Source organism: Pseudoruegeria sp. SHC-113, from assembly GCF_025376885.1.
Lineage (GTDB): Bacteria > Pseudomonadota > Alphaproteobacteria > Rhodobacterales > Rhodobacteraceae > Pseudoruegeria.
This window is the reverse complement of sequence record NZ_JAHUBR010000003.1, coordinates 145,408-170,326: the sequence shown is the minus strand read 5'-3', so window position 1 is coordinate 170,326 and position 24,919 is coordinate 145,408. Positions and strand designations below refer to the sequence as shown.

At 63.7% G+C, this 24,919-nt stretch carries 23 protein-coding genes; 9 read left to right on the top strand and 14 right to left on the bottom strand.

From position 1 onward, the window contains the following. The first annotated feature begins 145 nt into the window (after positions 1-145). The 6 genes from KVX96_RS17030 to KVX96_RS17005 all read left to right on the top strand — a co-directional run bounded on the left by KVX96_RS17030 (position 146) and on the right by KVX96_RS17005 (position 6,382). Positions 146-1,378, top strand: coding sequence for an ABC transporter substrate-binding protein (locus KVX96_RS17030; RefSeq protein ID WP_261195971.1), 1,233 nt, complete (start codon positions 146-148; stop codon positions 1,376-1,378). A 135-nt stretch (positions 1,379-1,513) separates the two neighbouring features. Continuing rightward, entirely contained in the window at positions 1,514-2,443 is a 930-nt protein-coding gene (locus tag KVX96_RS17025) for a carbohydrate ABC transporter permease (RefSeq protein ID WP_261195970.1), read from the top strand. Next, on the top strand, positions 2,436-3,338 hold the full coding sequence (locus KVX96_RS17020) for a carbohydrate ABC transporter permease (protein ID WP_261195969.1): 903 nt from the start codon (positions 2,436-2,438) through the stop codon (positions 3,336-3,338). The genes KVX96_RS17025 and KVX96_RS17020 overlap by 8 nt, the downstream gene beginning before the upstream one ends. Before the next feature lie 5 nt (positions 3,339-3,343). Then, positions 3,344-4,486, top strand: coding sequence for an ABC transporter ATP-binding protein (locus KVX96_RS17015; RefSeq protein ID WP_261195967.1), 1,143 nt, complete (start codon positions 3,344-3,346; stop codon positions 4,484-4,486). A 3-nt stretch (positions 4,487-4,489) separates the two neighbouring features. Next, entirely contained in the window at positions 4,490-5,236 is a 747-nt protein-coding gene (locus KVX96_RS17010; RefSeq protein ID WP_261195965.1) for a sugar phosphate isomerase/epimerase family protein, read from the top strand. Positions 5,237-5,260: 24 nt separating this feature from the next. Further along, complete coding sequence (locus tag KVX96_RS17005) at positions 5,261-6,382, top strand: Gfo/Idh/MocA family protein (RefSeq protein WP_261195964.1); 1,122 nt, start codon at positions 5,261-5,263, stop codon at positions 6,380-6,382. Between the two features lie 70 nt (positions 6,383-6,452). On the opposite strand, the gene KVX96_RS17000 is transcribed toward KVX96_RS17005, so the two are convergent. The 6 genes from KVX96_RS17000 to xylF form a co-directional block, all read right to left on the bottom strand. Continuing rightward, positions 6,453-7,598: an ABC transporter permease gene (locus KVX96_RS17000; protein ID WP_261195961.1), complete on the bottom strand. Its 1,146-nt coding sequence runs from the start codon at positions 7,596-7,598 to the stop codon at positions 6,453-6,455. Continuing rightward, positions 7,595-8,530, bottom strand: a complete 936-nt coding sequence (locus KVX96_RS16995) for an ABC transporter ATP-binding protein (RefSeq protein WP_261195959.1) — start codon at positions 8,528-8,530, stop codon at positions 7,595-7,597. Before KVX96_RS16995 ends, KVX96_RS17000 begins: the two co-directional genes overlap by 4 nt. Further along, positions 8,527-9,492 (bottom strand): HlyD family secretion protein, encoded by a 966-nt coding sequence (locus tag KVX96_RS16990; protein WP_261195957.1) that lies wholly within the window; start codon positions 9,490-9,492, stop codon positions 8,527-8,529. Before KVX96_RS16990 ends, KVX96_RS16995 begins: the two co-directional genes overlap by 4 nt. Before the next feature lie 246 nt (positions 9,493-9,738). Further along, positions 9,739-10,500, bottom strand: coding sequence for an ATP-binding cassette domain-containing protein (locus KVX96_RS16985; protein WP_261195956.1), 762 nt, complete (start codon positions 10,498-10,500; stop codon positions 9,739-9,741). A 15-nt stretch (positions 10,501-10,515) separates the two neighbouring features. After that, positions 10,516-11,781 carry a sugar ABC transporter permease gene (locus KVX96_RS16980; RefSeq protein ID WP_261195955.1) on the bottom strand — a complete coding sequence of 422 codons (1,266 nt, stop codon included), beginning with the start codon at positions 11,779-11,781 and terminating at the stop codon, positions 10,516-10,518. A gap of 158 nt (positions 11,782-11,939) precedes the next feature. Further along, the gene (gene xylF / locus KVX96_RS16975) at positions 11,940-12,914 is read right to left on the bottom strand and encodes a D-xylose ABC transporter substrate-binding protein (protein WP_409977138.1); all 975 of its coding nucleotides are present in this window, start codon (positions 12,912-12,914) and stop codon (positions 11,940-11,942) included. A 284-nt stretch (positions 12,915-13,198) separates the two neighbouring features. Here xylF and KVX96_RS16970 point away from each other — a divergent pair, with 284 nt between their 5' ends. Both KVX96_RS16970 and KVX96_RS16965 read left to right on the top strand, forming a co-directional pair. Further along, complete coding sequence (locus KVX96_RS16970; protein ID WP_261195953.1) at positions 13,199-14,422, top strand: ROK family transcriptional regulator; 1,224 nt, start codon at positions 13,199-13,201, stop codon at positions 14,420-14,422. Next, entirely contained in the window at positions 14,412-15,980 is a 1,569-nt protein-coding gene (locus tag KVX96_RS16965; protein WP_261195952.1) for a CRTAC1 family protein, read from the top strand. The genes KVX96_RS16970 and KVX96_RS16965 overlap by 11 nt, the downstream gene beginning before the upstream one ends. Here KVX96_RS16965 and hemE read toward each other — a convergent pair. After that, positions 15,977-17,017, bottom strand: a complete 1,041-nt coding sequence (gene hemE / locus KVX96_RS16960; RefSeq protein WP_261195951.1) for a uroporphyrinogen decarboxylase — start codon at positions 17,015-17,017, stop codon at positions 15,977-15,979. The two genes, KVX96_RS16965 and hemE, sit on opposite strands and share 4 nt — an antisense overlap. Positions 17,018-17,121: 104 nt before the next feature. On the opposite strand from hemE, the gene hemC reads away from it, so the two are divergent. Next, entirely contained in the window at positions 17,122-18,078 is a 957-nt protein-coding gene (gene hemC / locus KVX96_RS16955; RefSeq protein WP_261195950.1) for a hydroxymethylbilane synthase, read from the top strand. A gap of 205 nt (positions 18,079-18,283) precedes the next feature. On the opposite strand, the gene ccoS is transcribed toward hemC, so the two are convergent. From ccoS to ccoO, 7 genes are all read right to left on the bottom strand, one after another. Continuing rightward, positions 18,284-18,442: a cbb3-type cytochrome oxidase assembly protein CcoS gene (ccoS, locus tag KVX96_RS16950; RefSeq protein WP_261195949.1), complete on the bottom strand. Its 159-nt coding sequence runs from the start codon at positions 18,440-18,442 to the stop codon at positions 18,284-18,286. Between the two features lie 4 nt (positions 18,443-18,446). Next, positions 18,447-20,636 (bottom strand): heavy metal translocating P-type ATPase, encoded by a 2,190-nt coding sequence (locus KVX96_RS16945; protein ID WP_261195948.1) that lies wholly within the window; start codon positions 20,634-20,636, stop codon positions 18,447-18,449. Continuing rightward, a complete protein-coding gene (locus KVX96_RS16940) occupies positions 20,633-21,094 on the bottom strand; it encodes a FixH family protein (protein ID WP_261195946.1) in 462 nt (153 codons plus the stop codon). Before KVX96_RS16940 ends, KVX96_RS16945 begins: the two co-directional genes overlap by 4 nt. Then, positions 21,091-22,530 carry a cytochrome c oxidase accessory protein CcoG gene (ccoG, locus tag KVX96_RS16935; protein ID WP_261195944.1) on the bottom strand — a complete coding sequence of 480 codons (1,440 nt, stop codon included), beginning with the start codon at positions 22,528-22,530 and terminating at the stop codon, positions 21,091-21,093. The genes KVX96_RS16940 and ccoG overlap by 4 nt, the downstream gene beginning before the upstream one ends. Positions 22,531-23,108: 578 nt before the next feature. Then, positions 23,109-23,978: a cytochrome-c oxidase, cbb3-type subunit III gene (ccoP, locus tag KVX96_RS16930; RefSeq protein WP_261195943.1), complete on the bottom strand. Its 870-nt coding sequence runs from the start codon at positions 23,976-23,978 to the stop codon at positions 23,109-23,111. Further along, positions 23,975-24,181, bottom strand: a complete 207-nt coding sequence (locus KVX96_RS16925) for a cbb3-type cytochrome c oxidase subunit 3 (RefSeq protein WP_261195942.1) — start codon at positions 24,179-24,181, stop codon at positions 23,975-23,977. Before KVX96_RS16925 ends, ccoP begins: the two co-directional genes overlap by 4 nt. Before the next feature lie 10 nt (positions 24,182-24,191). Beyond that, positions 24,192-24,917, bottom strand: a complete 726-nt coding sequence (gene ccoO, locus KVX96_RS16920) for a cytochrome-c oxidase, cbb3-type subunit II (protein WP_261195941.1) — start codon at positions 24,915-24,917, stop codon at positions 24,192-24,194. Between the last annotated feature and the right edge of the window lie 2 nt (positions 24,918-24,919).

The following is a 24,919-nucleotide window of genomic DNA, read 5'->3' as shown; positions in this document are numbered from 1 at the left end:
CCTATCCGGCCACCAAATCTATTGACAGACTCGACGTAAATGATTTTCCTATATGTAATCGTTTACAGGGCTTCACGCAAACGCTTCATGGTTCTGTAATCGATTGCAAAGGGCGCTAATCGCCCGGATCTCAGGGAGGAGAACCATGAAAACTATTCGTAACCTGTTTGCGGCCACCACCGCAATTTGCGCCGCTGGCGCTGTCTCTGCAGCTGAACTGGAGGTCGCACACTGGTGGACATCCGGTGGTGAAGCTGCCGCCGTTTCCAAGCTGGCAGAAGCCTGGGAAGCCGCAGGCAACACCTGGGTTGATGGCGCAATCGCTGGCGGCGGCGGCACGGCCCGCCCTGTGATGATCAGCCGTATCACCGGCGGCGATCCGATGGGTGCATTCCAGTTCAACCACGGCCGTCAGGCTGAAGAACTGATCGAAGCAGGCCTGCTGCTCGACATCACCGATGTTGCCGAAGCAGAAGGCTGGAAAGACATCATCAAGCCGATTTCGCTGCTGGATTCCTGCACCGTTGACGGCCGCATCTACTGCGCTCCGCTGAACATCCACTCCTGGCAATGGATGTGGCTCTCTCACAAGGCCTACGAAGATGCCGGCGTGCCCGTCCCCGCGAACTGGGATGAATTCGTGGCCTCCGCCCCGGCTCTTGAAGCCGCTGGCAAGGTTCCGCTGGCCATGGGCCAACAGCCGTGGCAATCGGCAGGCGCTTTCGGCGTGATGGCAATCGCAATCGCTGGCATCGACGCCTGGTCGGAAGTCACTATCAACAAGAACGGTGAAGTGGCTGCCGGCCCTGACTATGCGAAAGTGTTCCAGGCAGCGGCTGCGGCTCGCGAACTGTCCAAGAACTCCAAAGTTCAGGATTGGAACCAGGCCACCAACCTCGTGATCACCGGTCAGGCCGGCGCGCAGATCATGGGCGACTGGGCACAGGGCGAATTCCAGGTTGCGGGCCTCGTGGCCGGTGAAGACTACACCTGCCTTCCGGGTCTGGGCGTGAACGAGATCATCTCCACCGGTGGCGATGCCTTCTACTTCCCGGCGACGGATGACGAAGCCATGACGGCCGCTCAAAAAGAGCTCGCAGCTCTGCTGGTGAAGCCGGACACGCAGGTTGCCTTCAACCTTGCCAAAGGTTCCCTTCCGATCCGCGGCGACGTTGACCTGAATGCAGCCAACGACTGCATGAAGAAAGGCCTCGAGATCCTGGCATCCGGCGCGATCCTCCCGGACGGCAACCAGACCCTCTCGGCTGATACGACCAAGCAGCTGGAAGACCTGATGGTCGAGTTCTGGAACGACCTCTCCATCTCGGCCGAGGAAGTTCAGGCGAACTACGCTGAAATCATCAGCAACGCCGACTAACTCTCGATACCGCCTGTCGCTCAGTCAGACCACACTCTGACTGAGCGGCTTTTACTTGGCGCGAAGGCTCCAAGCGATCCAGTCTTAGCCACGGCTTCAAGACCTGATCAAAAAACACACGGGGGAGGTGCCACTATGGCAGTGGTTGAACAGGACGCACCGGCACGTGCGTCGGACACTGTGGGCAGGCCAAACAAACTGTTCCGCAATCTGAGCTCCAAAATAGCCGCCATTCCGATGATCCTGACGACTCTGGTCATCTTCGTTGGCTGCACGTTTTGGACGATTTTCTACTCATTCACTGACTCGAAACTCTTGCCGCGGGAACGGTTTGTCGGCTTCGATCAGTACGAGCGTCTGTGGAACACGAAGCGCTGGATCGTCTCGATTGAGAACCTTCTGGTCTACGGGGTTTGCTCCCTGGTCCTGACAATGGTGATTGGGTTCACCCTTGCCGCGCTGCTGGATCGGAAGATCCGGTTCGAGAACACGTTTCGGACCATCTTCCTGTATCCCTTTGCCCTGTCCTTCGTTGTGACGGGCCTCGCGTGGCAATGGATCCTCAACCCTGAATTCGGCGTTCAGATGGTTGTCCGAAAGCTGGGGTGGGAGAGCTTTACCTTCGACCCGCTCTTCAACGCCGACATCGTGATTTTTGGCATTCTGATTGCCGGCATCTGGCAAGGCTCCGGTCTGATCATGGTCATCATGCTCGCCGGTCTGCGCGGCATCGACGAGGACGTCTGGAAGGCCGCGCGGGTTGACGGCATCGGCCCGGTCAAAACCTATCTCTTCATCATTATCCCAATGATGAAACCCGTCTTCATCACAGCCCTCGTGCTGATCTCGTCCGGGATCATCAAGCTCTACGATCTGGTTGTCGCGCAAACCTCCGGCGGACCCGGTATCGCATCCGAAGTGCCCGCGAAATATGTGTATGACTACACTTTCCAGGCGCAGAACCTCGGGCAAGGCTTTGCGGCCTCCACGATGATGCTGCTCGCCGTCGTCATCATTCTGGTCCCCTACGTTTACCTGCAATTCGGAGGTCGGAAAAATGGCTGACGTCACCGCTGCAATGACCGGCCCCGCTGGCCCGAAGCCGAAGAAGCGCTTCACCCGCAACAATATCATCATCTACGGCACGCTGATCGTGGTCAGCCTGTACTATCTGCTGCCCCTTTACGTGATGGTCGTAACGTCCCTGAAGGGCATGCCCGAAGTCCGGATGGGCAACATCTTCTCCCCGCCGGTGGAAGTCACTTTCCAGCCCTGGGTCAAGGCGTGGTCCGAGGCCTGCACCGGGGTGAATTGTGACGGGTTGAGCCGCGGCTTCTGGAACTCGGTTCAGATCCTGCTGCCCTCCTGCGCCCTGTCGATCGCCATTGCCTCGGTGAACGGCTACGCGCTTTCGATGTGGAAGTTCAAAGGATCCGAGGTGTTCTTCAACATCCTGATCCTCGGGGCCTTCATCCCCTACCAGATCATGCTGTATCCCATCGTGATCCTGCTGCGGGAAATGGGGCTCTATGGCAGCCTTTGGGGGCTTGTGCTGGTGCACTCGATCTTTGGTATGCCCATCCTCACGCTGCTGTTCCGCAACTACTTTAGTTCTGTGCCTGAAGAGTTGTTCAAGGCCGCGCGCGTGGACGGAGCTGGCTTCTGGGCCATCTACTTCCAGATCATGCTGCCGATGAGCCTGCCGATCTTCGTTGTCGCACTCATCCTGCAGGTCACCGGCATCTGGAACGACTTCCTCTTCGGTGTGGTCTACACCAAGCCGGAAATCTACCCGATGACGGTTCAGCTCAACAACATCGTGAACTCAGTCCAGGGCGTGAAAGAATACAACGTCAACATGGCAGCAACCCTGCTGACCGGGCTCGTTCCTCTGACCATCTACTTTGTCTCCGGCAAGCTGTTCGTTCGCGGTATCGCAGCCGGCGCCGTGAAAGGATAACCATCATGGGACAAACCTCTGACAAAATCGCCGACATCGCGATAGACGTTCCGCAAGTGGCCGAAGCCTCGGTTCAGATCAAGAACCTCGATCTGAGTTTCGGGTCCGTGGACGTTCTGAAAAACCTGAACCTCGACATCAACCGCGGAGAGTTTCTGGTTCTGCTCGGATCTTCCGGCTGCGGGAAATCCACCCTGCTGAACTGTATCGCAGGGCTTCTAGAAGTGAGTGGTGGCCAGATCTTCATTGGCGGCAAGAACGTGACCTGGGCAGAGCCATCGGATCGCGGGATCGGCATGGTCTTTCAATCCTACGCACTCTATCCGCAAATGACGGTGCGTGGAAACCTGTCGTTCGGCTTGAAGAACGCGAAGTTCCCGAAGGATGAGATCGAACGGCGCGTGGCAAACGCGGCCGAGATCCTGCAAATGGAGAATCTGCTCGATCGCAAGCCTGCGGCGCTGTCCGGCGGGCAGCGTCAGCGGGTCGCCATCGGCCGGGCGCTGGTGCGTGACGTGGACGTGTTCCTCTTCGATGAACCGCTTTCCAACCTGGACGCAAAGCTGCGGGCCGATCTGCGGGTGGAACTGAAGCGGCTGCACAACCAGCTCGACAACACGATGATTTACGTGACCCACGATCAGGTAGAGGCCATGACGCTGGCCGACCGGATCGCGATCATGAAAGGCGGCAAGATCCAGCAGCTGGCCGCCCCGGGCGAGATTTACAACCGTCCGGTCAACAAATACGTCGCCGGGTTCATCGGATCTCCCTCGATGAACTTCCTGCAGGGAGATATCCAGATCGGTGACACGGACAGCTTCCTGTCCGGCGACGTATCCATTCCGCTCACGGGCTATGCCTTCGACGGCCTCGGCCGCTCGCCGGGCAAAGCTTGGCTGGGCTTCCGGCCCGAGCACATCGTGACAGGCGCCGAGGCCGAAGCCGCGCCGTTCAATACGCAAGCCGTCATTGAAATCGTGGAGCCGATGGGCTCGGACACGCTCGTCTGGACGCAGCTCGCGGGCGAACGCATCCGCATCCGGATGGACGGCCAGAGCAAGGTCGACGAAGGCGACACCATCACCATCGGCATCCTGCCCGAGCGCGTCTCGCTCTTCGATGTCGACTCAGAAAACAGGATCTGACCTATGACCGTTTCTTTTCAACTCTATTCGGCGCGCAACTTCACGCCCTGGGACGATGTGTTCAAAACCATCTCCGCGCTTGGCTATGAGGCCGTCGAAGGCTACGGCGCGCTTTACGTCGATACCGACAAGGTACGCGCGGCAATGGACGCGACGGGGCTGACCATGCCCACCGCGCATGTGGGGATCGCCGATCTCGAAGGAGATCTGGCGCGGGTGGTGAAGATCGCCAGGACACTGGGGATCGAGGCGATCTTCGCCCCCTACATCGATGCCACGCAGCGCCCCTCTGACAGCGCCGGCTGGTCCGATTTCGCCAAGCGGCTGGAGGCGATTGCCAATTCACTGGCCGGCGAAGGCATTTCGATGGGCTGGCACAACCACGAATTCGAGGTGATCCCGCAGGCCGATGGCTCGATCCCGATGAAGGTGATCCTCGATGATGCGCCCTCCCTCGCCTGGGAAGCCGACATCGCCTGGATCGAACGCGGCGGGGCCGACGTGATGGCCTGGATCGACAGCTACGGCGGCCGCATCACTGCTGCCCATGTGAAGGACATCGCGCCGGAAGGCGAAAATGCCGATGAAGACGGCTGGGCCGATGTGGGCGAAGGCGTGATGGACTGGAAAGCCATCCTCTCGGCCTTGCGCACGAAAACCCCCGCAAAATACTTCGTGATGGAGCACGACAACCCGAACGACCTGAACCGCTTCGCGTCCCGCTCCATCGCCAATTTCAAAGCTCTCTGACACTCCCAACAAAGGCCAGACATCATGGCAGATACTCTTGGCGTCGGCATCCTCGGATGCGGCAATATCTCGGCGGCCTACCTGCGCCTCGCCCCCATGTTCAAGGGGATCAAGATCCGCGCGGTGGCGGACATCAACCCGGCGGCGGCCGAAGCCCGCGCTGCAGAATTCGGCGTGCGCGCCGAAAGCGTGGACGGGCTGATGGCCGCCACGGATGTGGACATCATCGTCAACCTCACCATCCCCAACGCCCATTTCGAAACCTCGATGGCGGCGCTACGGGCGGGCAAGCATGTGTACTCCGAAAAGCCCTTCGTGCTCTCGCTCGATGAGGGCCAGCAGATCAAGGCGCTTTCGGAAGAAAAGGGCCTGCGCGTCGGCTCCGCGCCCGACACCTTCCTCGGCGGAGTGCACCAGCACGCCCGGCACCTGATCGATACCGGTGCCGTGGGCAAGATCACCTCCGGCACTGCCCATGTGATGAGCTTCGGACTGGAGCATTGGCACCCGAACCCGGATTTCTTCTTCCAGCCCGGTGCCGGCCCGGTCCTTGATATCGGCCCCTATTACATCACCAACCTGATCCAGCTGATCGGCCCGATCGCCCGCGTGTCGGCCATGACAGCCACGCCGCGCACCAAGCGTCTGATCACCAGTGAGCCGCGCAACGGCGAATATGTGGAGGTCACAACCCCCACCACGATCCACGCGCTGCTGGAATTCGCCTCCGGTGCCGTAGTGACGCTGGGCACCAGCTGGGACGTCTTCAGCCACCGCCATGGCAACATGGAGCTCTACGGAGAAAAGGGCTCGCTCTACGTGCCGGATCCGAACTTCTTCGGTGGCCCGCTGGAGATCACGGAGAAAACCACGCTCGTGGCGCTGCCCGAGGGCTGGGATCATCCGTTCGAGAAGGTCAACGACGGCGAACGCGCCAACTACCGCACCGCCGGCCTCGCCGATATGGCCGTGGCCATTCAGGAAGGCCGCAAGCACCGCTGCGATCAGGATCTCGCCCTGCACGCAGTGGACGTGATGACCTCGATTCTGAAAGCCGGCGAGACCGGTCAGGTGCTGGAGATCACCACCACCTGCGAGCGCCCCGAAGCCCTTGGCCCGGACGCCGCCCGCGCGCTGATGAAGTAATCAGCCCCGCCAGCACAGCGTTCACACCGCCGTTCGCATTCGCGAGCGGCGGTGTTTTAGGTTATAGGCGTCAGTCCAGCCGTTTGCGGAAGCGCAGGGCGGCCACGAGGAGGCCCGCCAGCGCGAAAGCGGCCAGAAACCAGAGGTGTCCCGACAGCTCCGCAAGCCCCGCATCGCGCAGCACGACGCCCCGGATCGCCACCATGAAATGCGTGGCTGGCAACACATCCGCAATGCGTTGTGCCGCTACGGGCATCCCTTCGTATGGGAACATGAAGCCCGAGAGCAGGATCGAGGGCAGCAGGAAGAACACCGTCATCTGCATCGCCTGAAGCTGGCTCTTGGCCACGGTCGAGATTACCAGCCCCAGCGAAAGGCTTGCGAGGATGAACAGCAACGTGACCACGAAGAGATCGGCCAGCGTGCCCTGCATCGGCACGTTGAACACCAGTTTCCCGAGCCCGAGGATGATTGCCACCTGAATGAACCCGATCACGATATAGGGGATGATCTTGCCCACCATCAGTTCGATCGGGCGGATCGGCGTGGTGATCAGCATCTCGGTGTTGCCGCGCTCGGTTTCGCGCACGATGGCCGCCGAGGTGAACATGATCATCGTCATCGTCAGGATGATCCCCACGAGGCCCGGTACGATGTTCACCACGGTGCGCTGCTCGGGGTTGTAGTAGAAGGCCACTTCGAACGTGGGCACGCTGCGGTTGGGCGGCTTGCGGAACAGCTCTGCCAGAGGCATCGCCCGCAGGCTGCGGACCGCCCCGGCCACCACCGTATCGGAGCCGTCCACGATCCATTGCGCCACCGGGCGCGCGGTGACCTCATCCGTGGAAGGCGGTGTCGCGAAGCCGGTGGCCGGGCTGGTCACGGCCCTCTGGTACAGATCCTCCGGAATGATAAATGCCGCGCGCACCTTGGCACCGGCGATCAGCCGTTCGGCTTCGGCCACATCCACGGTGCGCTCGGTGAAGGTCACCACCTGCGTGGCCTCGACCATTTGCACCAACGCGCGGCTGAGGCCGGATTGGCTCTGATCCACCAGAACCGCCGGGATGTGGCGCAGGTTGGTGTTGATGGCGAAGCCGAAGAGCAAAAGCTGGATCAGCGGGATCATCACCACCATGCCGAAGGTGAGCCTGTCGCGGCGCAGTTGCCAGATTTCCTTGCGCAGCACCGCGAGGATCCGCCGAAGCGCCGTCATGCCGCGGCCTCTTCGCCCGGCGCGTGCCGTGTTGCCACCACGAAGACATCTTCGAGGTTGGGCCGCACGAGTCCGGCTTCGGCCTGTGACGGCATGCCTGCGCGCACCAGCGCCACCGGATCGCTCTCCGCGCGATCCACGAGTACGCGCAGCCGCGTTCCGATTTGCGCCACACTGATCACCGAAGGCTGGCCCTCAATGGCGCGCTTGGCGGTGCGCAGATCGCCGCCTTCCACCTGAACCACCTGCGCCGGAAGCCCCGCCATCAGCGCGTCGGGCGCCCCATCGGCACGTTTGCGGCCCTTGTCGAGAATGGCGATCTGCTGGCAGCGCTCGGCCTCGTCCATGAAATGCGTGGAGACGATGATCGTCACCCCGGCCGCCGAAAGATCAAACAGCGTTTCCCAGAAATCGCGGCGCGTCTCCGGGTCTACCGCCGAGGTTGGCTCGTCGAGGAACAATAGCCCCGGTTCGTGCAGCACCGCCGCAGCTAGCGCAAGCCGCTGGCGCTGCCCGCCGCTCATCGAGCCTCCCATCTGGCTGGTCAGGTCCTCCAGATCAAAGCGCGCGAGCACGTCGGCGATCCGCAGCCGCCGCCGGGCCGCGTTCATGCCGTGAATGTCAGCCGCGAAACGCAGGTTTTCGGCCACCGTCAGATCCCGATAGAGCGAGAATGTCTGGGTCATATAGCCGATCTTGCGCTTGAGCGCCTCGGCCTCGGCAGGGAGCGCATGCCCCAGGACCCGCGCGGTGCCGGCGCTGGGGCGCAGCAGACCCGTCAGCAAGCGCATCGTCGTTGTCTTGCCGCAGCCGTTGGGCCCGAGAAAGCCAAAGATCGTGCCAGCCGGGACCGCGAGATCCAGCGCATCCACGGCGCGCTTTTCCCCGAAGGCGCGGGTCAGACCGCTTGCTTCCACGGCGAGGTCGGTCACGGCATATCCACCTGCACCGGAATACCCAGCGGCAGATCCGGATCGGCGTCTGGCAGAAGGATATCCGCGCGGTAGACAAGCCGGCCCCGTTCTTCCTGATTGAGGGCGTAGTAGGGCGTGAAGGCAGGATCGGAGCTGATCCACCGCACCACGCCGGTAAGCGGCTCCGGCAGGCCGTCCACATGGACAGGCAGCCTGTCGCCCTCCTTAAGCCCCACTCTATGGGCCTCGGGAATATAGACGCGGGCCTGCGGCGCCTCGCCGGCAAGGACGACGGCCACCGGGCTGCCAACCGTCACCCGCTCGCCGAGGTTCCAAGGCAGGCTGTCGAGGACTCCGCCCCGGCTGGCGGTGATCGTCAGCTCTGCCAGCCGGGCCTGTTCGGCTTCCAGTGCCGCCCGTGCGGCATCCGCATCGGCCTCGGCGCGGCGCAGATCTTCTTCGCGCGCACCCACCCGCAATTCCTTGAGAGACTGCTCCGCCGCGCTGAGCGCGGCACGGGCGGCGTCCCTGCGGGCCTCATCGGCTTCCAGACGCGCCACCGTGACGGCGTCGGCCTCAACCAGCCGCCGATCTCGTTCATAAACGCTCTCGGCTTCGCGCAACTCGGCCTTCTTGGCGGCGACATTGGCTTCGGCCACGGCGATCTCTTCGGGGCGCGCGCCTGCCACGAGCTTGTCGAGGGCCGCTTGCGCCGAGGCAAGCCGTGCCTCGGCCAGAGCCACGTTGGCTTTCTGGATGCGGTCATCAAGCTGCACAAGCACCGTGCCGGCGTCCACGGTTGCGCCTTCCGGCACCGGCAGCGCGACGACGATCTGGTTGGCGGTCGCGGTCAGCGACACCCGTTCCCGCGCGGTTTCCCCAAGCGCCACACCCTCTGGCCCGCCGCTACAATCCTGAAACCAGCCCGTGACGAGAAGGGAAACCGCCAAGAGCACACGCGACCCTGTGATCAAATCCATACCACCCTCCGGCAGGAGAAGGCTGCGATAACCGACCCCCGTTCACCTCAGGGTAGATCAAGCCGAAAGGCTTGCAAAGTCTGCGGAGACACTGAAAAAACCGACGAGATGTCGCGCCTCGCAGCCGTTCTGGGACGGGTTAGGCGGCGCAGCAGGGCCTGCGCTTCACATAGGGCGCTCAAATGAAAACCGCCGCGAGGGGCGTCCTCGCGGCGGTTTCTTTTTCACCTAGGTCAGGCCAGAAGCTTACGCGTCCGCCTTCTCATGCGGGTGCTTGCCGAGGATGATCATGCCCAGCAGGTCGTCATCGGTGACGGTATCCACATCCACCGTGCCCACGAGCTTACCGTTTTTCATCACCGAGGCGCGGTCACAAAGCTGCATCACATCATGGATGTCGTGGCTGATCAGGAAGATGCCGATGCCTTCAGCCTTCAGCTGCTGGATCAACTCGCTCACCATCTGTGTCTCATGCGGCCCGAGCGCCGCGGTGGGCTCGTCCATGATCAGGATCTTGGCGTTGAAGTAGACCGCACGCGCGATCGCCACCGACTGCCGCTGACCACCCGAGAGCGCCGACACTGGGGCCGAGAACTTCTCGAAGTTCGGGTTCAGCCGGCCCATGATCTTGCGGGTTTCGGCTTCCATGGCGTCATCGTCGACCATGCCCAGCGGTGTCACCAGCTCGCGCCCGAGGAAGAGGTTCGAGGCGCTGTCGAGGTTATCGGCCAAAGCCAGCGTCTGGTAGATCGTCTCGATGTTGTACTTGCGCGCATCGCGGGGGTTGTTGATCACGGCCTTCTCGCCGTTGATCCGGATCTCGCCGCCATCGGCCTTGTAGGCCCCGGAGAGGATCTTGATCAGCGTCGATTTCCCGGCCCCGTTGTGGCCCAGCAGGCCCACAACTTCGCCCGGATAGAGATCCACGGAAACGTGGTCCACGGCCTTGATGCCACCGAAGGAGATGTGGATGTCATCCATCTCCACGAGAGGGGTTTTCTTGTCCATCTGTCGTTCCTCCCCTTACGCGCCGGTCTTGCGACGGTACACGATATCGACCCACACCGCGAAGACGAGCACGAAGCCCACCACGATGTTCTGCAGCGGCGCATCCACGCCCACAGAGGCCATGCCCGATTGCAGCGATTGCATGATCAGCGCGCCAATGACCGCGCCGTAGATGGTGCCGAAGCCGCCGCTCAGGGCGGTGCCGCCGATCACGGCCGCCGCGATCACGCGCAGCTCGTCCAGCGTGCCGAGCCCCACATCCACCGCGTTCAGGCGGGCAGAGGCGATGATCGAGGCGATGCCGGTGAGCGCGCCCATCAGGGCAAAGACCTTCACCGTCAGCAGGCGGGTGTTGATGCCCGAAAGCTCCGCGGCTTCCGGGTTGCCCCCAGTGGCGTAGATGTAGCGGCCAAAACGGGTGCGGGTGGAGATCACCGTCATCACCAGCGCGACGACGAGCAGGATCAGCACCGGAATGGCCACGCCATGGTTCCACACCAGATCCTCGGTGTATTCGATGCCCTGGGCTTCCGTCATGCGCTTCATCGCGCCTTTCGGGATCGGATAGCTGTTCATGATCCAGACAAAGGCGATGATCAGGCCGGCTGCGAGGCTCATCATAATGGCTTCCGCCCAGACCGGTTTCACGACGAAGCCGTGATCGGCCTTGCGCTTGCGGCTCAGCAGCATCACCACCACGGCGGCCACGGCAGCAATCAGGCCAAAGGCCCAGCTTAAGGTCTCGCCCAGCGTGCCCTCTGCCCCGCCGCCCAGCAGGCGGAAGGTCGGATCCAGCGGCGCTTGCGTCTGGCCCTTGGTGACCCACCACATCGCACCGCGATAAATCAGGAAGCCACCAAGCGTCACAATGAAGGCCGGCACCGTCAGGTAGCCGATGATCCAGCCCTGGAACGCGCCCAGCACCGCGCCCATCAGGATCGCGACGACGACAGCGATGATCCAGATCGACCAATGCCCGAGCCCGAGCACCTGCGGCAGCCATTGCACCTGCAGCGCGGCCACTGTCATACCGATGAAGCCCAGCATGGAGCCGACGGACAGGTCGATGTGGCGTGTCACGATGACGAAGACCATGCCCGTAGCCATCACCGCCACAGAGGCCGTCTGCACCGACACGTTGAAAAAGTTGCGCGGCGAGAGGAACCTGCCCTCGGTCGCGATACCGAAGACGATCCAGATCACCACGAGGGCGCCGATCATCCCCAGCAGCCGGGTATCGAGCCCCAGGCTGGCAAAGAATTTCTTGGCTTTGTCTTGCATGTTGTGTGTCCTCTCCCGCTCTCGGACGTCACCCATTGCGATGCAGGCCCAGTGTCCGCCAGCGGCGTGCACCCGGTGAGAGCCTACAGCAATGTCAGGAATTTTGGAAAATGGGTTGCTTCCCCGCGCGTGGGGCGGGGAAGCGGAAGCGTGTCAGATCAGTTGCAGAGCGCGATGGAAGCGCCGGCGCAGAGGGCGTCTTTGCCGATCCAGCCTGCGTCGATCACGACGTTCAGGTTCTCCTGCGTCACCGGAACCGGTGCGAGGAACTTCGCGTTCATCGTGGTGCCGCCCGGCGAGGTCCACTCGGCAGCGCCGTCGATCTTGGCCATGCTGTCGCCAGCCAGCGCCACGGCGATTTCGCCGGCAGCCTTGCCCAGCTCACGCGCGTCTTTCCACACGGAAACGGTCTGGGTGCCCAGAGCCACGCGGTTCAGAGCGGCGTGGTCGCCGTCTTGGCCGGAGACCGGGATGCCTTCCATGCCCTGTGCGGTCAGTGCTGCCACAACGCCACCGGCGGTGCCGTCGTTGGAGGCGACAACGGCGTCAACCTTGTTGTCGGCCGCGGTCAGGATCTGCTCCATGTTGCGCTGTGCGTTGGCCGGAACCCAGCCATCGGTGTAGGCTTCGCCGACGATGGTGATGTCGCCCGCGTCGATGGCTGCTTGCAGGATCTCCTGCTGACCGCCGCGCAGGAAATCTGCGTTCGGGTCGGTCGGGGAGCCCTTGATCATCACGTAGTTGCCTTTGGGCTGAGCTTCCAGCACGGCACGCGCCTGCATGCGGCCCACTTCGACGTTGTCAAACGTCAGGTAGAAGGCGCGGCTGTCTTCGATCAGACGGTCATAGGCCACAACCGGGATGCCTTCGTTGGCGGCGGCTTCAACAGCCGGGCCCACGGCAGAGGCGTCCTGGGCAAGAATGATCAGCGCGTCAGCGCCTTGGGCGATCAGGCTCTCGACGTCGGACAGTTGCTTGGCGGACGAGGATTGCGCGTCGGCAGAGATATACTCGGCGCCAGCGGCTTCCAGAGCGGCCTTGATGGCGGCTTCGTCGGTTTTCCAGCGCTCTTCCTGGAAGTTGGACCAGCTCACGCCGACAACAACGCCATCGGCGAGTGCAGTGGTAGCCATGGTTGCGGCGAACACGCCCGCAACAATACCGGTGAATTTCTTCATGATTTCCTCCCTAGAGTTCACACCGCCGCTCTCCCATGCGTCCTGTTGGAATCGCAGCGGCTCCCTGTTTCTAACATTATTTATTTTGAAGGTCTAATTAAATACGGAGGACGGATGTAAATTTCGTGTAAGCCACTGAAAAATATAATGTTTGCGCTAACTTTTATGCCCTAGCAAACAACCGCGCTTGCGGATTTATTTTATTCAGTGAAATATAGTTCCTTGGGGAGGAACAGCCAGTGGCACGAATCGACCGCGCGACATCGGTGTCCGATCAAAGAGAGTCCGGGCGCCAGAAAGTCATCTCGACGATACGCAAATCCGGGCAGATCGCAAGGATCGATATTGCCCAGAAAACCGGTGTAAGCCCGGCCACGGTCACGTCGATCACGTCTGAGTTGCTCAAGGCCGGGCTGATCGAGGAGATCGCGCCGGAGTCCAAGCCCGATTCCCGCCGCGGACGCCCGCGCGTGGCCCTGAAGATCCGGGGCGAGGCTCATATCGTGGCCGGGCTCAAGGTGGCCAGCCGCAACGTGATGGTGGCGTTGATCGATTTCGAGGGCAACACGGTGAGCGAATACACCGCCGCCCTGCCCGCCTCCAAGCTCGCCCCTGAAGCCATGGCCGAGTTCATCGCCAACTCGGTGCGCGCCGCAGCCTCCGAGGCCGACATGCAGGTGGAGCAGATCTCGGGCCTCGGGATCGGCGTGGCCGGCATCATCGATGCGCCGCGCGGCTTTGTGTACTGGTCGCCCTCCATGACGGAGCGCAACGTGAGCCTGCGCGACAAGGTCGAGGCGCTGCTGCCGATCCCCGTCTTCATCGACAACGATGCAAATCTCGTCGCCATGGCAGAGCAGCTCTTTGGCATGGGCAAGACGGTGACCGATTTCATCGTGGTGACGATCGAGCATGGCGTCGGCATGGGCATTGTGATCGACAACGCCCTCTATCGTGGCACGCGCGGCTGCGGCGCGGAATTCGGCCACACCAAGGTGCATCTGGACGGCGCGCTTTGCCGCTGCGGCCAGCGCGGCTGCCTCGAGGCCTATGTGGCCGATTACGCCCTGCTGCGCGAGGCCAGCATCACCGGCCTGCTCAGCGGAAGCGAGACCGAGAACGCCACGCTCGACATGCTTTTTCGCAAGGCCAAGGCCGGCGACACCACCGCGCAATCGATCTTCCATCGCGCCGGGCGCATGTTTGCCATCGGGCTCGCCAATATCGTCAACATCTTTGACCCCGAACTGATCATCCTCTCCGGCGAGCGGATGCAGTTCGATTACCTCTACGCCGATGAAGTCCTTGAAGCCATGAAGGCCGCCGTGATCCAGGTGGACGCCCCCCTGCCCGAGGTGCGCATCCACAAATGGGGCGATCTCATGTGGGCCAAGGGCGCGGCCGCCTTCGCCATGGACGGCGTCACCGACCTCGCCATCAGAAAGATCACCGATGCCGTATAAAGCCGCCTTCGCAGGTCTCCTGCTGCTCGCGCCACTTACCGTCACGGCGGAGCCGCGCTTCAGCCCTGTGCCTCTGCCCGAGCATATCTACTCCGGCGGCTGGGAGCATTTCGTCGGCGGCGGCGTGGCCGTCTTCGATTGCAACGGCGATGATCTGCCCGAGGCTTTCCTTGCCGGTGGCAGCGCCCCGGCGATGCTGTTGAAGAATACCACCAAAGGCCACGGCGCGGCGATCCGCTTCGAGAAAGCCACCCCGAAATCCCTCGCGCTGGAAGGTGTCACCGGGGCCTACCCGCTGGACATCGACGGCGACGGCACGCTCGATCTGGCCGTACTGCGCGTCGGCGAAAACCGCCTGATGCGCGGCCTCGGCAACTGCCGCTTCGAGCCGATGGGCAAGGCCTTCGGCTTTGAAAGCGACCCGGAGGGCTGGACAACCGCCTTCTCCGCCACCTGGGAAGAAGGCGCGACGCTGCCCACGCTCGCTTTCGGCAATTACGTGGATCGCGCGGACCCGAAAGGCCCCTTCGGCACCTGCGCCCCCGGCGCGCTCTACCGGCAGGATGGCGCAGGCTACGGCACGCCACTCCCGCTCGCCCCCGCCTATTGCCCGCTCTCGATGCTGTTTTCCGACTGGTCCCGCACGGGCCGTCAGGATCTGCGCGTCTCCAACGATCGCCATTACTACGTGAAAGGCGGGCAGGAGCAGCTCTGGGCGATGGAACCCACGCCCCGGCTTTACACCGAGGAGGACGGCTGGAAGCCCTACGCCCTCTGGGGCATGGGCATCGCCACCCGCGACATGACGGGCGACGGACGGCAGGAGGTCTATCTCACCTCGATGGGCGATCAGAAGTTCCAGGCGCTGGCGGAAGGCGCGCAAGGCCCCGTCTATGAGGATGCGCATTTTGATTCCGGCACCACCGCCCACCGCCCCTATGTGGGCGACGATGGCCGCCCCTCCACCGGCTGGCACGTGGCCTTCGGCGATGTGCAGAACGACGGGCGGGACGATATTTTCGTCGCCAAGGGCAATGTCGAGCAAATGCCCGGCGCCGCAATGGAAGATCCGAACAACCTGCTCGTGCAACAGGCCGACGGCCGTTTCACCGAACATGGCGCAACCGCTGGGATTGCCACGGTGGAGCGCAGCCGCGGCGCGGCGCTCGTCGATCTCAATCTCGACGGGCTGCTGGACCTGATCGTCGTCAACCGCCGCGCGGCGGCAGAGGCCTATCAGAACACGTCAGATGCGCCGGGCAACTGGGCCATGGTCGCGCTGCGCCACCCCGCGCCGAACACCCGTGCCGTCGGGGCCTTCGCCGAGATCCGCGCCGGCGGGCGCACCCATCTGCGCGAGATCACCGTGGGCGGCGGCCATGCGGGCGGCGATGCCGTACCCCTGCACATCGGGCTCGGCATGGCCACGCAGGCCGATCTGCGCGTGATTTGGCCCGATGGCGCAGTGAGCGATTGGGTGGATCTGCCGGTCAACGCCCTGACACGCGTCACCCGCAATGGCGCGGATGCGGCGCTTCTACTGGCGCCGGGCGGTTAACCCCGCCCCTCGCGCACCGTGTCGATCATGAGCTGAACGTTCTCCGGATCCGCATCCGGCGTGATGCCGTGGCCAAGGTTGAAGATATGCGGGCCATTGCCGAAGGCTTTCACGATGGCCCGCGTCTCCTCCACCAGCGCCTGCCCCCCGGTGACCATGTGGCGCGAGGCAAGATTGCCCTGCACGCAGCCATCCACCTGCACATGGGCGGCGGCCCATTCCGGCGACACAGAGTTGTCCAGCGCAACGCAATCCGCGCCAGTGGCCTTGGCAAAGCCCACGTAGTTCTCGCCGGCCTCGCGCGGGAAGGCGATGATCGGCACGCCCGGATGGCGCGCTTTCAGGGCCGCGATGATCTCCTTCGCAGGCTCCAGCGCGTATTTTCCGAAAGCCTCGCCCTTGAGCGATCCAGCCCAGCTGTCAAACAGCTTCACCACCTCGGCGCCCGCCTCGATCTGCATCGAGAGATATTCGATCGTGGCCGCCGTGATCCGCGCCAGCAGCGCCTCGAAGGTGGCCACGTCGGCCTGCATCAGCGCATGGGCCGGGCCCTGATCCGGCGTGCCTCGCCCGGCGATCATATAGGTCGCAACTGTCCAGGGCGCACCGGCAAAGCCGATCAGCGTCGTCTCGGAAGGCAACTCGCGCGCAAGGATTTTCACCGTCTCGTAGACGGGCGCGAGCACCTCGTGGATGTCCTCCACCGGCTTCAGCGCCGCCAGTTCGCCCGGCGTGGTGATGGTGGACAGCCGCGGCCCTTCGCCGGTGACAAACCAAAGATCCGCCCCCAGTGCCTGCGGCACCAGAAGGATATCGGCAAAGAGGATCGCCGCATCAAAGCCGTAGCGGCGGATCGGCTGCAGCGTTACCTCGGCGGCGAGGTCGGGGTTATAGCAAAGCGAGAGAAAATCCCCGGCCTGCGCCCGCGTGGCGCGGTACTCCGGCAAGTAACGCCCGGCCTGCCGCATCATCCAGATCGGCGGCACCGCTTGCGTTTCGCCGTTGAGCGCCTTCAGGATCGTCTTCGTCTGGGCCATGATTTCCCCGCTGTCTGCTTGCAGAAACCGACCTTTCAAGCCAGCGGCATGATGTCAAGCGGATGGGCGTTGTCAGGCCGATTTGCCGCGTTTATCAAGGCCCCATGACGCACGCCCTCCCCTCTCCCGAACAGCCCCTCAAGATCGGCACCCGCGGCTCCCCGCTCGCCCTCGCCCAGGCCCGCGAAACGCGCGCCCGTCTGATGGCCGCCTTCGCCTTGCCCGAAGCCGCTTTCGAGATCGTGGTGATCAAGACAACGGGCGATGATCGCACCCTGATCGACGCCGACCGCCCCCTGAAGGAGATCGGCAACAAGGGCCTCTTCACCAAGGAAATCGAGGAGGCGATGCTCGCCGGCACGATCGACATCGCGGTGCATTCCTCCAAGGACATGCCGGTCGAACAGCCCGCCGGGCTCGTGCTGGATTGCTTTCTGCCCCGCGAAGACGTGCGCGATGCCTTCATCTCCTACCACCACCCGGGTATCGCCGCCCTACCCCCCGGTGCCGTCGTCGGCACGTCCTCCCTGCGCCGCAAGGCCCAGCTCCTGAACACCCGGCCCGATCTCACCGTGGTGGAGTTCCGCGGCAACGTGCAGACCCGGCTGAAAAAGCTTTCCGATGGCGTGGCGCAGTGCACCTTCCTTGCGCTCGCCGGGCTCAACCGCCTCGGCACGCCGGAGGTCGCCACCGCCGCCATCGCCCCGGAGGAGATGCTTCCCGCCGTCGCCCAGGGGGCCATCGGCATCGAACGCCGCGAAAACGACGACAGCGCCGCCTTTCTTTTGTCAGAGCTGCACTGCGCCGACACCGGCACGCGGCTCGCCGCCGAACGCGCCTTCCTTGCCCGGCTCGACGGCTCCTGCGAAACCCCCATCGCCGGGCTGGCAACGCTCAAAGGCGATAGCCTCACCCTGCGCGGCGAAATCCTGCGCCCCGACGGCAGCGAGAAACTGGCAGACCAGATCACCGGCCCGGCCGCAGAAGCCAAGGCCCTCGGCACAGCGCTCGCCGAAACCCTGCTTTCCCGCGCCGCGCCGGATTTCTTTGCCTGGCGCTAAAGCGTTTCGGATACACCTTGAATCGCTTTTTCGCTGCCTCTCCTTTCGGTCGAACGCGAAAAACGATGCACGGCGGATCAGGTTAAATCCGAAACGCTTCAACAGTAACTTTGTTCCAAAAATATCTCCGCCGGAGGCAAACCGCCCGCCGCAAGGCGGGCTGATCCTGCCGCGCCCCGCAAGGGGCGCGTCCGCTGAGTCGCCTTCACGGTTTGGGCCTGTCGTCCCAATCGTCGCTCAGGATCCGGTGCTTGTCGCCTTCCGGATCGTCGAACTGATGGGTCTTCATCGCCCAGAAGAAGGCGGCAAGGCCGAGCCCGCCCAGAAAGAGCGAGATCGGAATCAGGTAGGTGAGCATTTCCATAGGCTCACCTTACCCGCAGCGCGTTCAGGGATACAGTGATCGAGGAGAGCGACATCGCCAGCGCCGCCGCCAGCGGTGTGGCCAGCCCGGCCACCGCGATCGGCACGGCGATCACGTTGTAGAGCGTCGCAATGCGGAAGTTCTCCCGGATGCGCTTCGTGGCCTTGCGCGCCGTCACCGTGGCTTCCGCCACCGGCGAAAGATCGCGGCCCAGAAGCACGATGTCGGAGGCCACCCGCGCCGCGTCCAGCGCCGTGGCGGGCGAAATGGACACATGCGCCGCCGCCAGCGCCGCCGTATCGTTCAACCCGTCGCCGACCATCAACACGCAGCCCTGCCGCGACAACTCCGCCACCCGCGCGGCTTTCTCTTCGGGCAACGCGCCCGCCTGCCAGTCGGGGATGCCGAGCCGAAGGGCCAGATCCTCCACGGCCGGCGCAGCGTCGCCCGACAGCAGATGCACGCGGATGCCCTGCTTCTGCAGCCCTGCGATGGCCTCTTGCGCACCGGGGCGCAGGCGATCCTGAAACAGGATGGCAACCGGCGCTTCGCCCTCGATTTCCAGATAGCTCGCCGTACCGCTCCCCTCCGGCGCGGCCCCGATCCAGCCCGCGCGGCCCAGCCGCAGGCGGCGGCCGTCAAAGCGGCCCTGCAGGCCCCGGCCCGGAATCTCGCTCACAGACTCCACTTCCGCAGCCTCAACGCCGCGCCCCCGCGCCAGATCGCAGATCGCCTGCGACAGCGGATGGCTGGAGCCCTGCGCCAGCCCGAGCGCCTGCGACAGCACCGCATCCGACAGCGCGCCTGCGTTCATAACCTCGGGCTTGCCCTCGGTGAGCGTGCCCGTCTTGTCGAAAACGGCGATCTCCACCTCCGCCAGCCGCTCCAGCGCGGTGGCGTGTTTGATCAGCATGCCTTTGCGAAACAGCCGCCCCGAGGCCGCCGTGGTGACAGCAGGAACCGCCAGCCCAAGCGCACAGGGGCAGGTGATGATCAGCACCGCCGCCGCGATGTTCAGCGCCGTGCGCAGATCGAAGGTGTAAAGATACCAGCCAAGAAAGGAGAAGGCGGCAAGGATATGCACGCCCGGCGCATAGAGCTTGGCGGCCTTGTCGGCGAGCGAGGTGTAGCGGCTACGCCCGCTTTCGGCCACGGCCACCAGATCCGCCATCCGGTGCAGCGAGGTATCGCGCCCCACGGCTGTCGCCCGGATCACGAGCGGGCTTGTCAGGTTCACTTCACCTGCACTCACAGCGGTGCCGACCTCGGCGAACACGGGCAGGGTCTCGCCCGTCAGCAGGCTGCGGTCCAGCTCGCTTGCGCCTTGCGCGATCACCCCGTCCACGGGCATCCGCCCGCCGGGTTTCACCCGCACAAGATCCCCCACCGCCAGCGTGGCCACACGCACCTCTTCCTCGCTGCCATCCGCCAAAAGCCGCAGCGCGCGCGGCACTTCCAGCGCGGTCAGCTCCTCAGCGGCAGAGCGCGCCACGGCGCGGGTGCGGTGATCAAGGTAGCGGCCCGCGAGCAGGAAGAAGGTCAGCGTGAGGGCGGCGTCGAAATAGGCGTGTTCACCGGAATGGGCGGTTTCATAGAGCGAGGTGCCGAGCGCCAGCGCGATGGCCAGCGCGATCGGCACGTCCATGTTCATGCGCCCCTTAGAGAGCGCAGCCCAGGCGTTGGTGAAGAAAGGCTTGGCGGCAAAGGCCACCGCCGGAAAGGCGATCAGCGCCGAAATCCAGTGGAACATGTCCCGCGTAGCATCCTCCGCACCGGACCAGACGGCCACGGAGAGAAGCATCACGTTCATCGAGGCAAAGAAAGCCACAGCCAGCCGCATCAGCAGATCACGGCCCGCCTTGTCGGTCGCGGTGGCGCTCAGGGCACCCGGATCGAGCTCATGGGCCTCATAGCCGATGCCCTCAAGCCGCGCGGCAATGTCGGGCGCGGTCACCTCGGGCTCGGCCTCCACCGTCACGCGTTTCAGCGTCAGGTTCACCCGCGCGCTTTTCACGCCGGGGGTGCGGGCAAGTTCCTTTTCCACCGCCGAGATACAAGCGGCGCAGTGGATCGTGGGCAGCGACAGCAGCAGCGCGGCGCTCGGCACCGGCGCGCGCGCGTCGGCCACCTCTTCCGCCAGCGGCGCAGCCACGCAGGCCGGGCAGGCCGAGATCTGCGCCGAAGCCGTTGTCATGCGCCGCTCTTCACGTAGAAGGGAATGCGCTGGCGGAAGGGCGTGCCGTCCGCGGCCAGCGCCACCATGCGAAAGTTCCAGTTGCCCGGTGCAAGCTCCGCCGGGAAAGTGTAGGCCTCCCCGTCCCATGCGAAAATGGGCGTCATGTCGTCTTTTGTATGGGTGGCGCGGCCCAGCGTGCCGGTCAGGCTGTCAGGTTGCACCGGGGCGCCATCGGGCCCGAGGATCTGCAGCCGCAGCAGCCCGTCCGCATAGCCAGCCGAGACCGTCCAGCCCAGCGCCAACTGCGCCTCGCGGTCCGTATCAAAGCTCTGACTGGCCACGTAGCCGTTCTTCACCTCAAGCCCCGGGAAGGTGCGCACGGCCTGCGTGGCCATGAAGAGGTTGACGGCGATGATCAGCCCGAAAGCCGAAGCGACGAAGAGGAAGACCTTGCGGCCGGTGAGAGGGGCGGTCATGGGGTGCCCTTTCCGTTGAATATCGTGTCTTTATAGGCGCGGTCGGTGCTGCCCAGATCCTCGACCCAGAGCCGCAGATCCGTCCGGTGCGCGTCTGCCGGCGTGCTGCCGGGCTGCGCCGAGACATAGACCCGCTGCAGGAAGGTCGAGTCCGCCGGCACCATGATCACAAGTTCCTCGGTGCCTTCAAGTTCGATGCGCAGGGGCTCCTCAGACGTGAGCGACAGGCGGAACGGGCGATCTTCGCCGTGTTTGTTGCGCAGGCGCACGTCGTAGATGTTGCGCACTGACCCATCTGAGAGCGTCACGAAGGTCGGGTTGCGCACGGCGGCGACTGTCATCTCGATCTCGGAGCGCAGGAACAGCGCCACCACGAGGCCAACGCCCACGAGCGACCAGAGCGTGGTGTAGAGGATCGTGCGCGGGCGCAGGATGTGCTTCCACACCGGCTTGGGCGGGATGCCGTCGATCTCTTCCGGCGCATCCGTGAGCGCGAGATAGTCAATCAATCCACGCGGTTTGCCGATCTTGGCCATCACGTCGTCGCAGGCATCAATACAAAGCGCGCAGGTGATGCATTCCAGCTGCTGGCCGTCGCGAATGTCGATCCCCACCGGGCAGACATTCACGCAGGCCATGCAATCGATGCAATCGCCCTGCGGTTCCGCATCCGCGTCCACCGGGCCCTTGCGCAGCTTGCCGCGCGGCTCGCCGCGCCATTCGCGGTAGGCCACGGTGATCGTGTCCTCGTCCATCATCGCGGCCTGAATGCGCGGCCAGGGGCACATGTAGATGCAGACCTGCTCGCGCGCGATGCCGCCGAACATCACCGTGGTGAAGGTGAGGATACCCATGGTGATATAGGCCACGGGCGGTGCGGAGAAGGTGAGCAGATCCATCAGCAGAGTCGGCGCATCGGCGAAGTAGAACACCCAGGCCCCGCCCGTTGCGAGGCCGATGGCGGCCCAGACGATGCCCTTGAAGACGCGTAACCGCACCTTGCGCGCCGTCCACGGCGCGTTCCACAGGCGCACGCGGGCGTTCCTGTCGCCTTCGATCCAGCGTTCGGTGAGGATGAAAAGATCCGTCCAGACGGTCTGCGGGCAGGTATAGCCGCACCAGACACGCCCCATGGCGGAGGTGAACAGGAAGAGCCCAAGCCCGGCCATGATCAAAAGGCCCGCGATGAAGTAGAACTCATGCGGCCAGATCTCGATCATGAAGAAGAAGAAGCGGCGGTTGGCGAGATCGACCAGAACCGCCTGATCCGGCAGATTCGGGCCGCGATCCCAGCGGATCCACGGGGTCAGGTAATAGATGCCGAGGGTGATCCCCATGATCCACCACTTGAGGGTGCGGAACTTGCCGCTGACCCGGCGCGGGAAAATCGGCTCGCGGGCGGAATAAAGGGACGGGGGGGTGTCTGAGCTGCTCAACGGATGGGCTCCCGTTCTGAAATGGCTGGCTGACACATATCCTGTTTCGAATATGTTTTGGATTGACGCAGGTCAAACCGGGCCTTGCCCTCTATGTGATCTGTCGCGCGCGGGTCCGCAGCGTGACAGAGCCCCGCAGCGACAGGATGCTGCTGCGACACGGTGCCCCGCACAGGGGCCGGAGAGATTGACTGCAACTGGTTCATCGTTCGTGCCACCAAAGAGGATTTGGGGCAATCGCGGCCCTGAATTGCAGGGCGTCGCGTGTCCGGGTGTCCTTTTTTGGCCTTTCCATTTCGCCCTGCCGAAGGGAAGCGGGGCGGGTGAGACAACGGGCGGCTGGCAGAGATAGGTTTCGCTTTCTGCCCGCAGCCCCCTAGAATGAAAGGGGCACCGATCCCGTTGGAAACGCGCGAACAGGATCGGGATCGGTGCCGACGGCTCCCAGGGGCTCCTCAACCACAGGGGGCCGTTTCTTTGGCACCGACCCTGTTGGAAACGCGCGAACAGGATCAGGGTCGGTGCCACCCTCGGCCCCTGGCGTGTGGCTGGGGGCCGAGGGAACTCTTGCGTCAGCCTTACTCGCCGCCGCCCAACTGGTGGACGTAGAGAGAGACGGCGCGGATGTCGGCCTCGCTCAGACGGTTGGCCCAGGGTGGCATCACACCGAAGCGGCTGTAGGTGACGGATTCGATCAGCGTGTCGCGATCGCCCCCGTAAAGCCAGACGGCATCGGTGAGGTTCGGCGCGCCCTGATCACGGTCGCCCATGCCGGCTTCCCCGTGGCAGGCGGAGCAGTTGTCTTCAAAAACGGTCGCCCCGGCTGTTGCCAGTTCCGCGTCATGCTCCTGGTTCGAGATCGCCAGAACATGCTCCACCACCTGCAGGATTTCCTCTTCTGCGAGGATCTCGCCGAACTGCGGCATCTCGGAATAGCGGGCGTCGTCGTCCTGCTCGTTCCGGATCCCGTGAGAGATCGTGTAGTGGATGTTCTCGATATCGCCGCCCCAGAGCCAGGCATCGTCCAGCAGGTTCGGGTAGCCCTTGGCACCGGCCGCGCCGGAGCCGTGGCACTGCGAACAATAGGTGCGGAACACGGCGCCGCCGTTGGACACGGCGAAGCGGTTCAGATCCGCATCATCGACAATAGCCGTCAGCTCGGTGTCCACCAGACGCTGCCGGGTGGCGGCGTTGATGTCGTCCCAGCGGGCGATTTCCTGCACGACGTCCCCACGGGTGGAGGCGCCAAGCAGGCCCGGTGTGGCCTTGGTGATCAGCGGCCAGGCGGGGAAGAGGATCGTGTAGATGATCCCCCAGGCGATGGTGGCGTAGAACGTCCAGAGCCACCAGCGCGGCATCGGGTTGTCATACTCCTGGATCCCGTCCCAGGAGTGGCCCGTGGTGGGCACGTCCTGCGGTTGCTGGGTCTTCTTGGGTGCTTTGCTCATGGCCGCGCCTCCTTGCGTTGCGCGTCGGCTTCGAAATCGTCAGCCGGTTTGTTTTCATGGCGGAACGGGATGTTGGCGGTGTCCTTGTATTCCTTGCTGCTGCCCGGGCGGAACACCCAGACAACGACACCAAGGAAGAAGACGAACATCGCCAAGAGCATCCAGCTGTCCGCAAACTGGCGGGTGATCGAATAGGTATCCATTCCCGCCCCCTTACCGGCTTGCGTCCGGGGTGAAGGTCGAGAAGTCCACGAGCGTGCCCAGCATCTGCATGTAGGCAATCAACGCGTCCATCTCCGACACCCCCGGCTGGCCATCGAAATTGCGCACCTGCGCGCCCGGATACCGCTCAAGCATGGCGTCAAAATCGCTGTCCGGGTTCGCCTGAGCGAGGAAATCGGCCTGTGCGTTCTCGATCATTTCATCCGAGTAGGGCACGCCCAGCAAGGCATGGGTCGACATGAAATCACCGATGTAGCGGCCATCGATCAGCGTGTCCTTCAGGAAGCCGTATTTCGGCATGATGGACTCGGGCACCACCGATTGCGGATCGGTCAGGTGATCGACGTGCCATTCATCCGAATAGCGGCCGCCCACGCGCGCGAGGTCAGGCCCGGTGCGCTTGGAGCCCCACTGGAACGGGCGGTCGTACTTGGACTCCGCCGCCAGCGAGAAGTGGCCGTACCGCTCGATCTCGTCGCGCATCGGGCGGATCATCTGCGAGTGGCAGACGTAGCAGCCCTCACGGATGTAGATCTCGCGGCCCTGCAGTTCGAGCGGGGAGTACGCCCGCATGCCCTCGACGTCCTCGATGGTGTTTTCGAGGTAGAACAGGGGCGTGATCTGCACGAGGCCACCGATGGTCACAACGAGGAAGCTGAAGACCAGGAGGAGCGAAACGTTCTTTTCCAGAACCTTGTGTTTGTCGAGAATAGCCATCT

What these genes read in the sequence shown, in the direction of transcription:
- KVX96_RS17030 (WP_261195971.1), top strand. Translation starts at nt 146, where the DNA reads ATGAAAACTATTCGTAACCTGTTTGCGGCCACCACCGCAATTTGCGCC.
- KVX96_RS17000 (WP_261195961.1), bottom strand. Translation starts at nt 7,598, where the DNA reads ATGACGGCGCTTCGGCGGATCCTCGCGGTGCTGCGCAAGGAAATCTGG.
- hemE (WP_261195951.1), bottom strand. Translation starts at nt 17,017, where the DNA reads ATGGCCCAGACGAAGACGATCCTGAAGGCGCTCAACGGCGAAACGCAA.
- KVX96_RS16980 (WP_261195955.1), bottom strand. Translation starts at nt 11,781, where the DNA reads ATGCAAGACAAAGCCAAGAAATTCTTTGCCAGCCTGGGGCTCGATACC.
- KVX96_RS17005 (WP_261195964.1), top strand. Translation starts at nt 5,261, where the DNA reads ATGGCAGATACTCTTGGCGTCGGCATCCTCGGATGCGGCAATATCTCG.
- KVX96_RS16945 (WP_261195948.1), bottom strand. Translation starts at nt 20,636, where the DNA reads ATGACAACGGCTTCGGCGCAGATCTCGGCCTGCCCGGCCTGCGTGGCT.
- KVX96_RS16940 (WP_261195946.1), bottom strand. Translation starts at nt 21,094, where the DNA reads ATGACCGCCCCTCTCACCGGCCGCAAGGTCTTCCTCTTCGTCGCTTCG.
- KVX96_RS17010 (WP_261195965.1), top strand. Translation starts at nt 4,490, where the DNA reads ATGACCGTTTCTTTTCAACTCTATTCGGCGCGCAACTTCACGCCCTGG.
- KVX96_RS16985 (WP_261195956.1), bottom strand. Translation starts at nt 10,500, where the DNA reads ATGGACAAGAAAACCCCTCTCGTGGAGATGGATGACATCCACATCTCC.
- KVX96_RS16990 (WP_261195957.1), bottom strand. Translation starts at nt 9,492, where the DNA reads ATGGATTTGATCACAGGGTCGCGTGTGCTCTTGGCGGTTTCCCTTCTC.
- KVX96_RS17025 (WP_261195970.1), top strand. Translation starts at nt 1,514, where the DNA reads ATGGCAGTGGTTGAACAGGACGCACCGGCACGTGCGTCGGACACTGTG.
- ccoP (WP_261195943.1), bottom strand. Translation starts at nt 23,978, where the DNA reads ATGAGCAAAGCACCCAAGAAGACCCAGCAACCGCAGGACGTGCCCACC.
- KVX96_RS16965 (WP_261195952.1), top strand. Translation starts at nt 14,412, where the DNA reads ATGCCGTATAAAGCCGCCTTCGCAGGTCTCCTGCTGCTCGCGCCACTT.
- KVX96_RS16925 (WP_261195942.1), bottom strand. Translation starts at nt 24,181, where the DNA reads ATGGATACCTATTCGATCACCCGCCAGTTTGCGGACAGCTGGATGCTC.
- hemC (WP_261195950.1), top strand. Translation starts at nt 17,122, where the DNA reads ATGACGCACGCCCTCCCCTCTCCCGAACAGCCCCTCAAGATCGGCACC.
- xylF (WP_409977138.1), bottom strand. Translation starts at nt 12,914, where the DNA reads ATGGCTACCACTGCACTCGCCGATGGCGTTGTTGTCGGCGTGAGCTGG.
- ccoO (WP_261195941.1), bottom strand. Translation starts at nt 24,917, where the DNA reads ATGGCTATTCTCGACAAACACAAGGTTCTGGAAAAGAACGTTTCGCTC.
- KVX96_RS17020 (WP_261195969.1), top strand. Translation starts at nt 2,436, where the DNA reads ATGGCTGACGTCACCGCTGCAATGACCGGCCCCGCTGGCCCGAAGCCG.
- ccoS (WP_261195949.1), bottom strand. Translation starts at nt 18,442, where the DNA reads ATGGAAATGCTCACCTACCTGATTCCGATCTCGCTCTTTCTGGGCGGG.
- KVX96_RS17015 (WP_261195967.1), top strand. Translation starts at nt 3,344, where the DNA reads ATGGGACAAACCTCTGACAAAATCGCCGACATCGCGATAGACGTTCCG.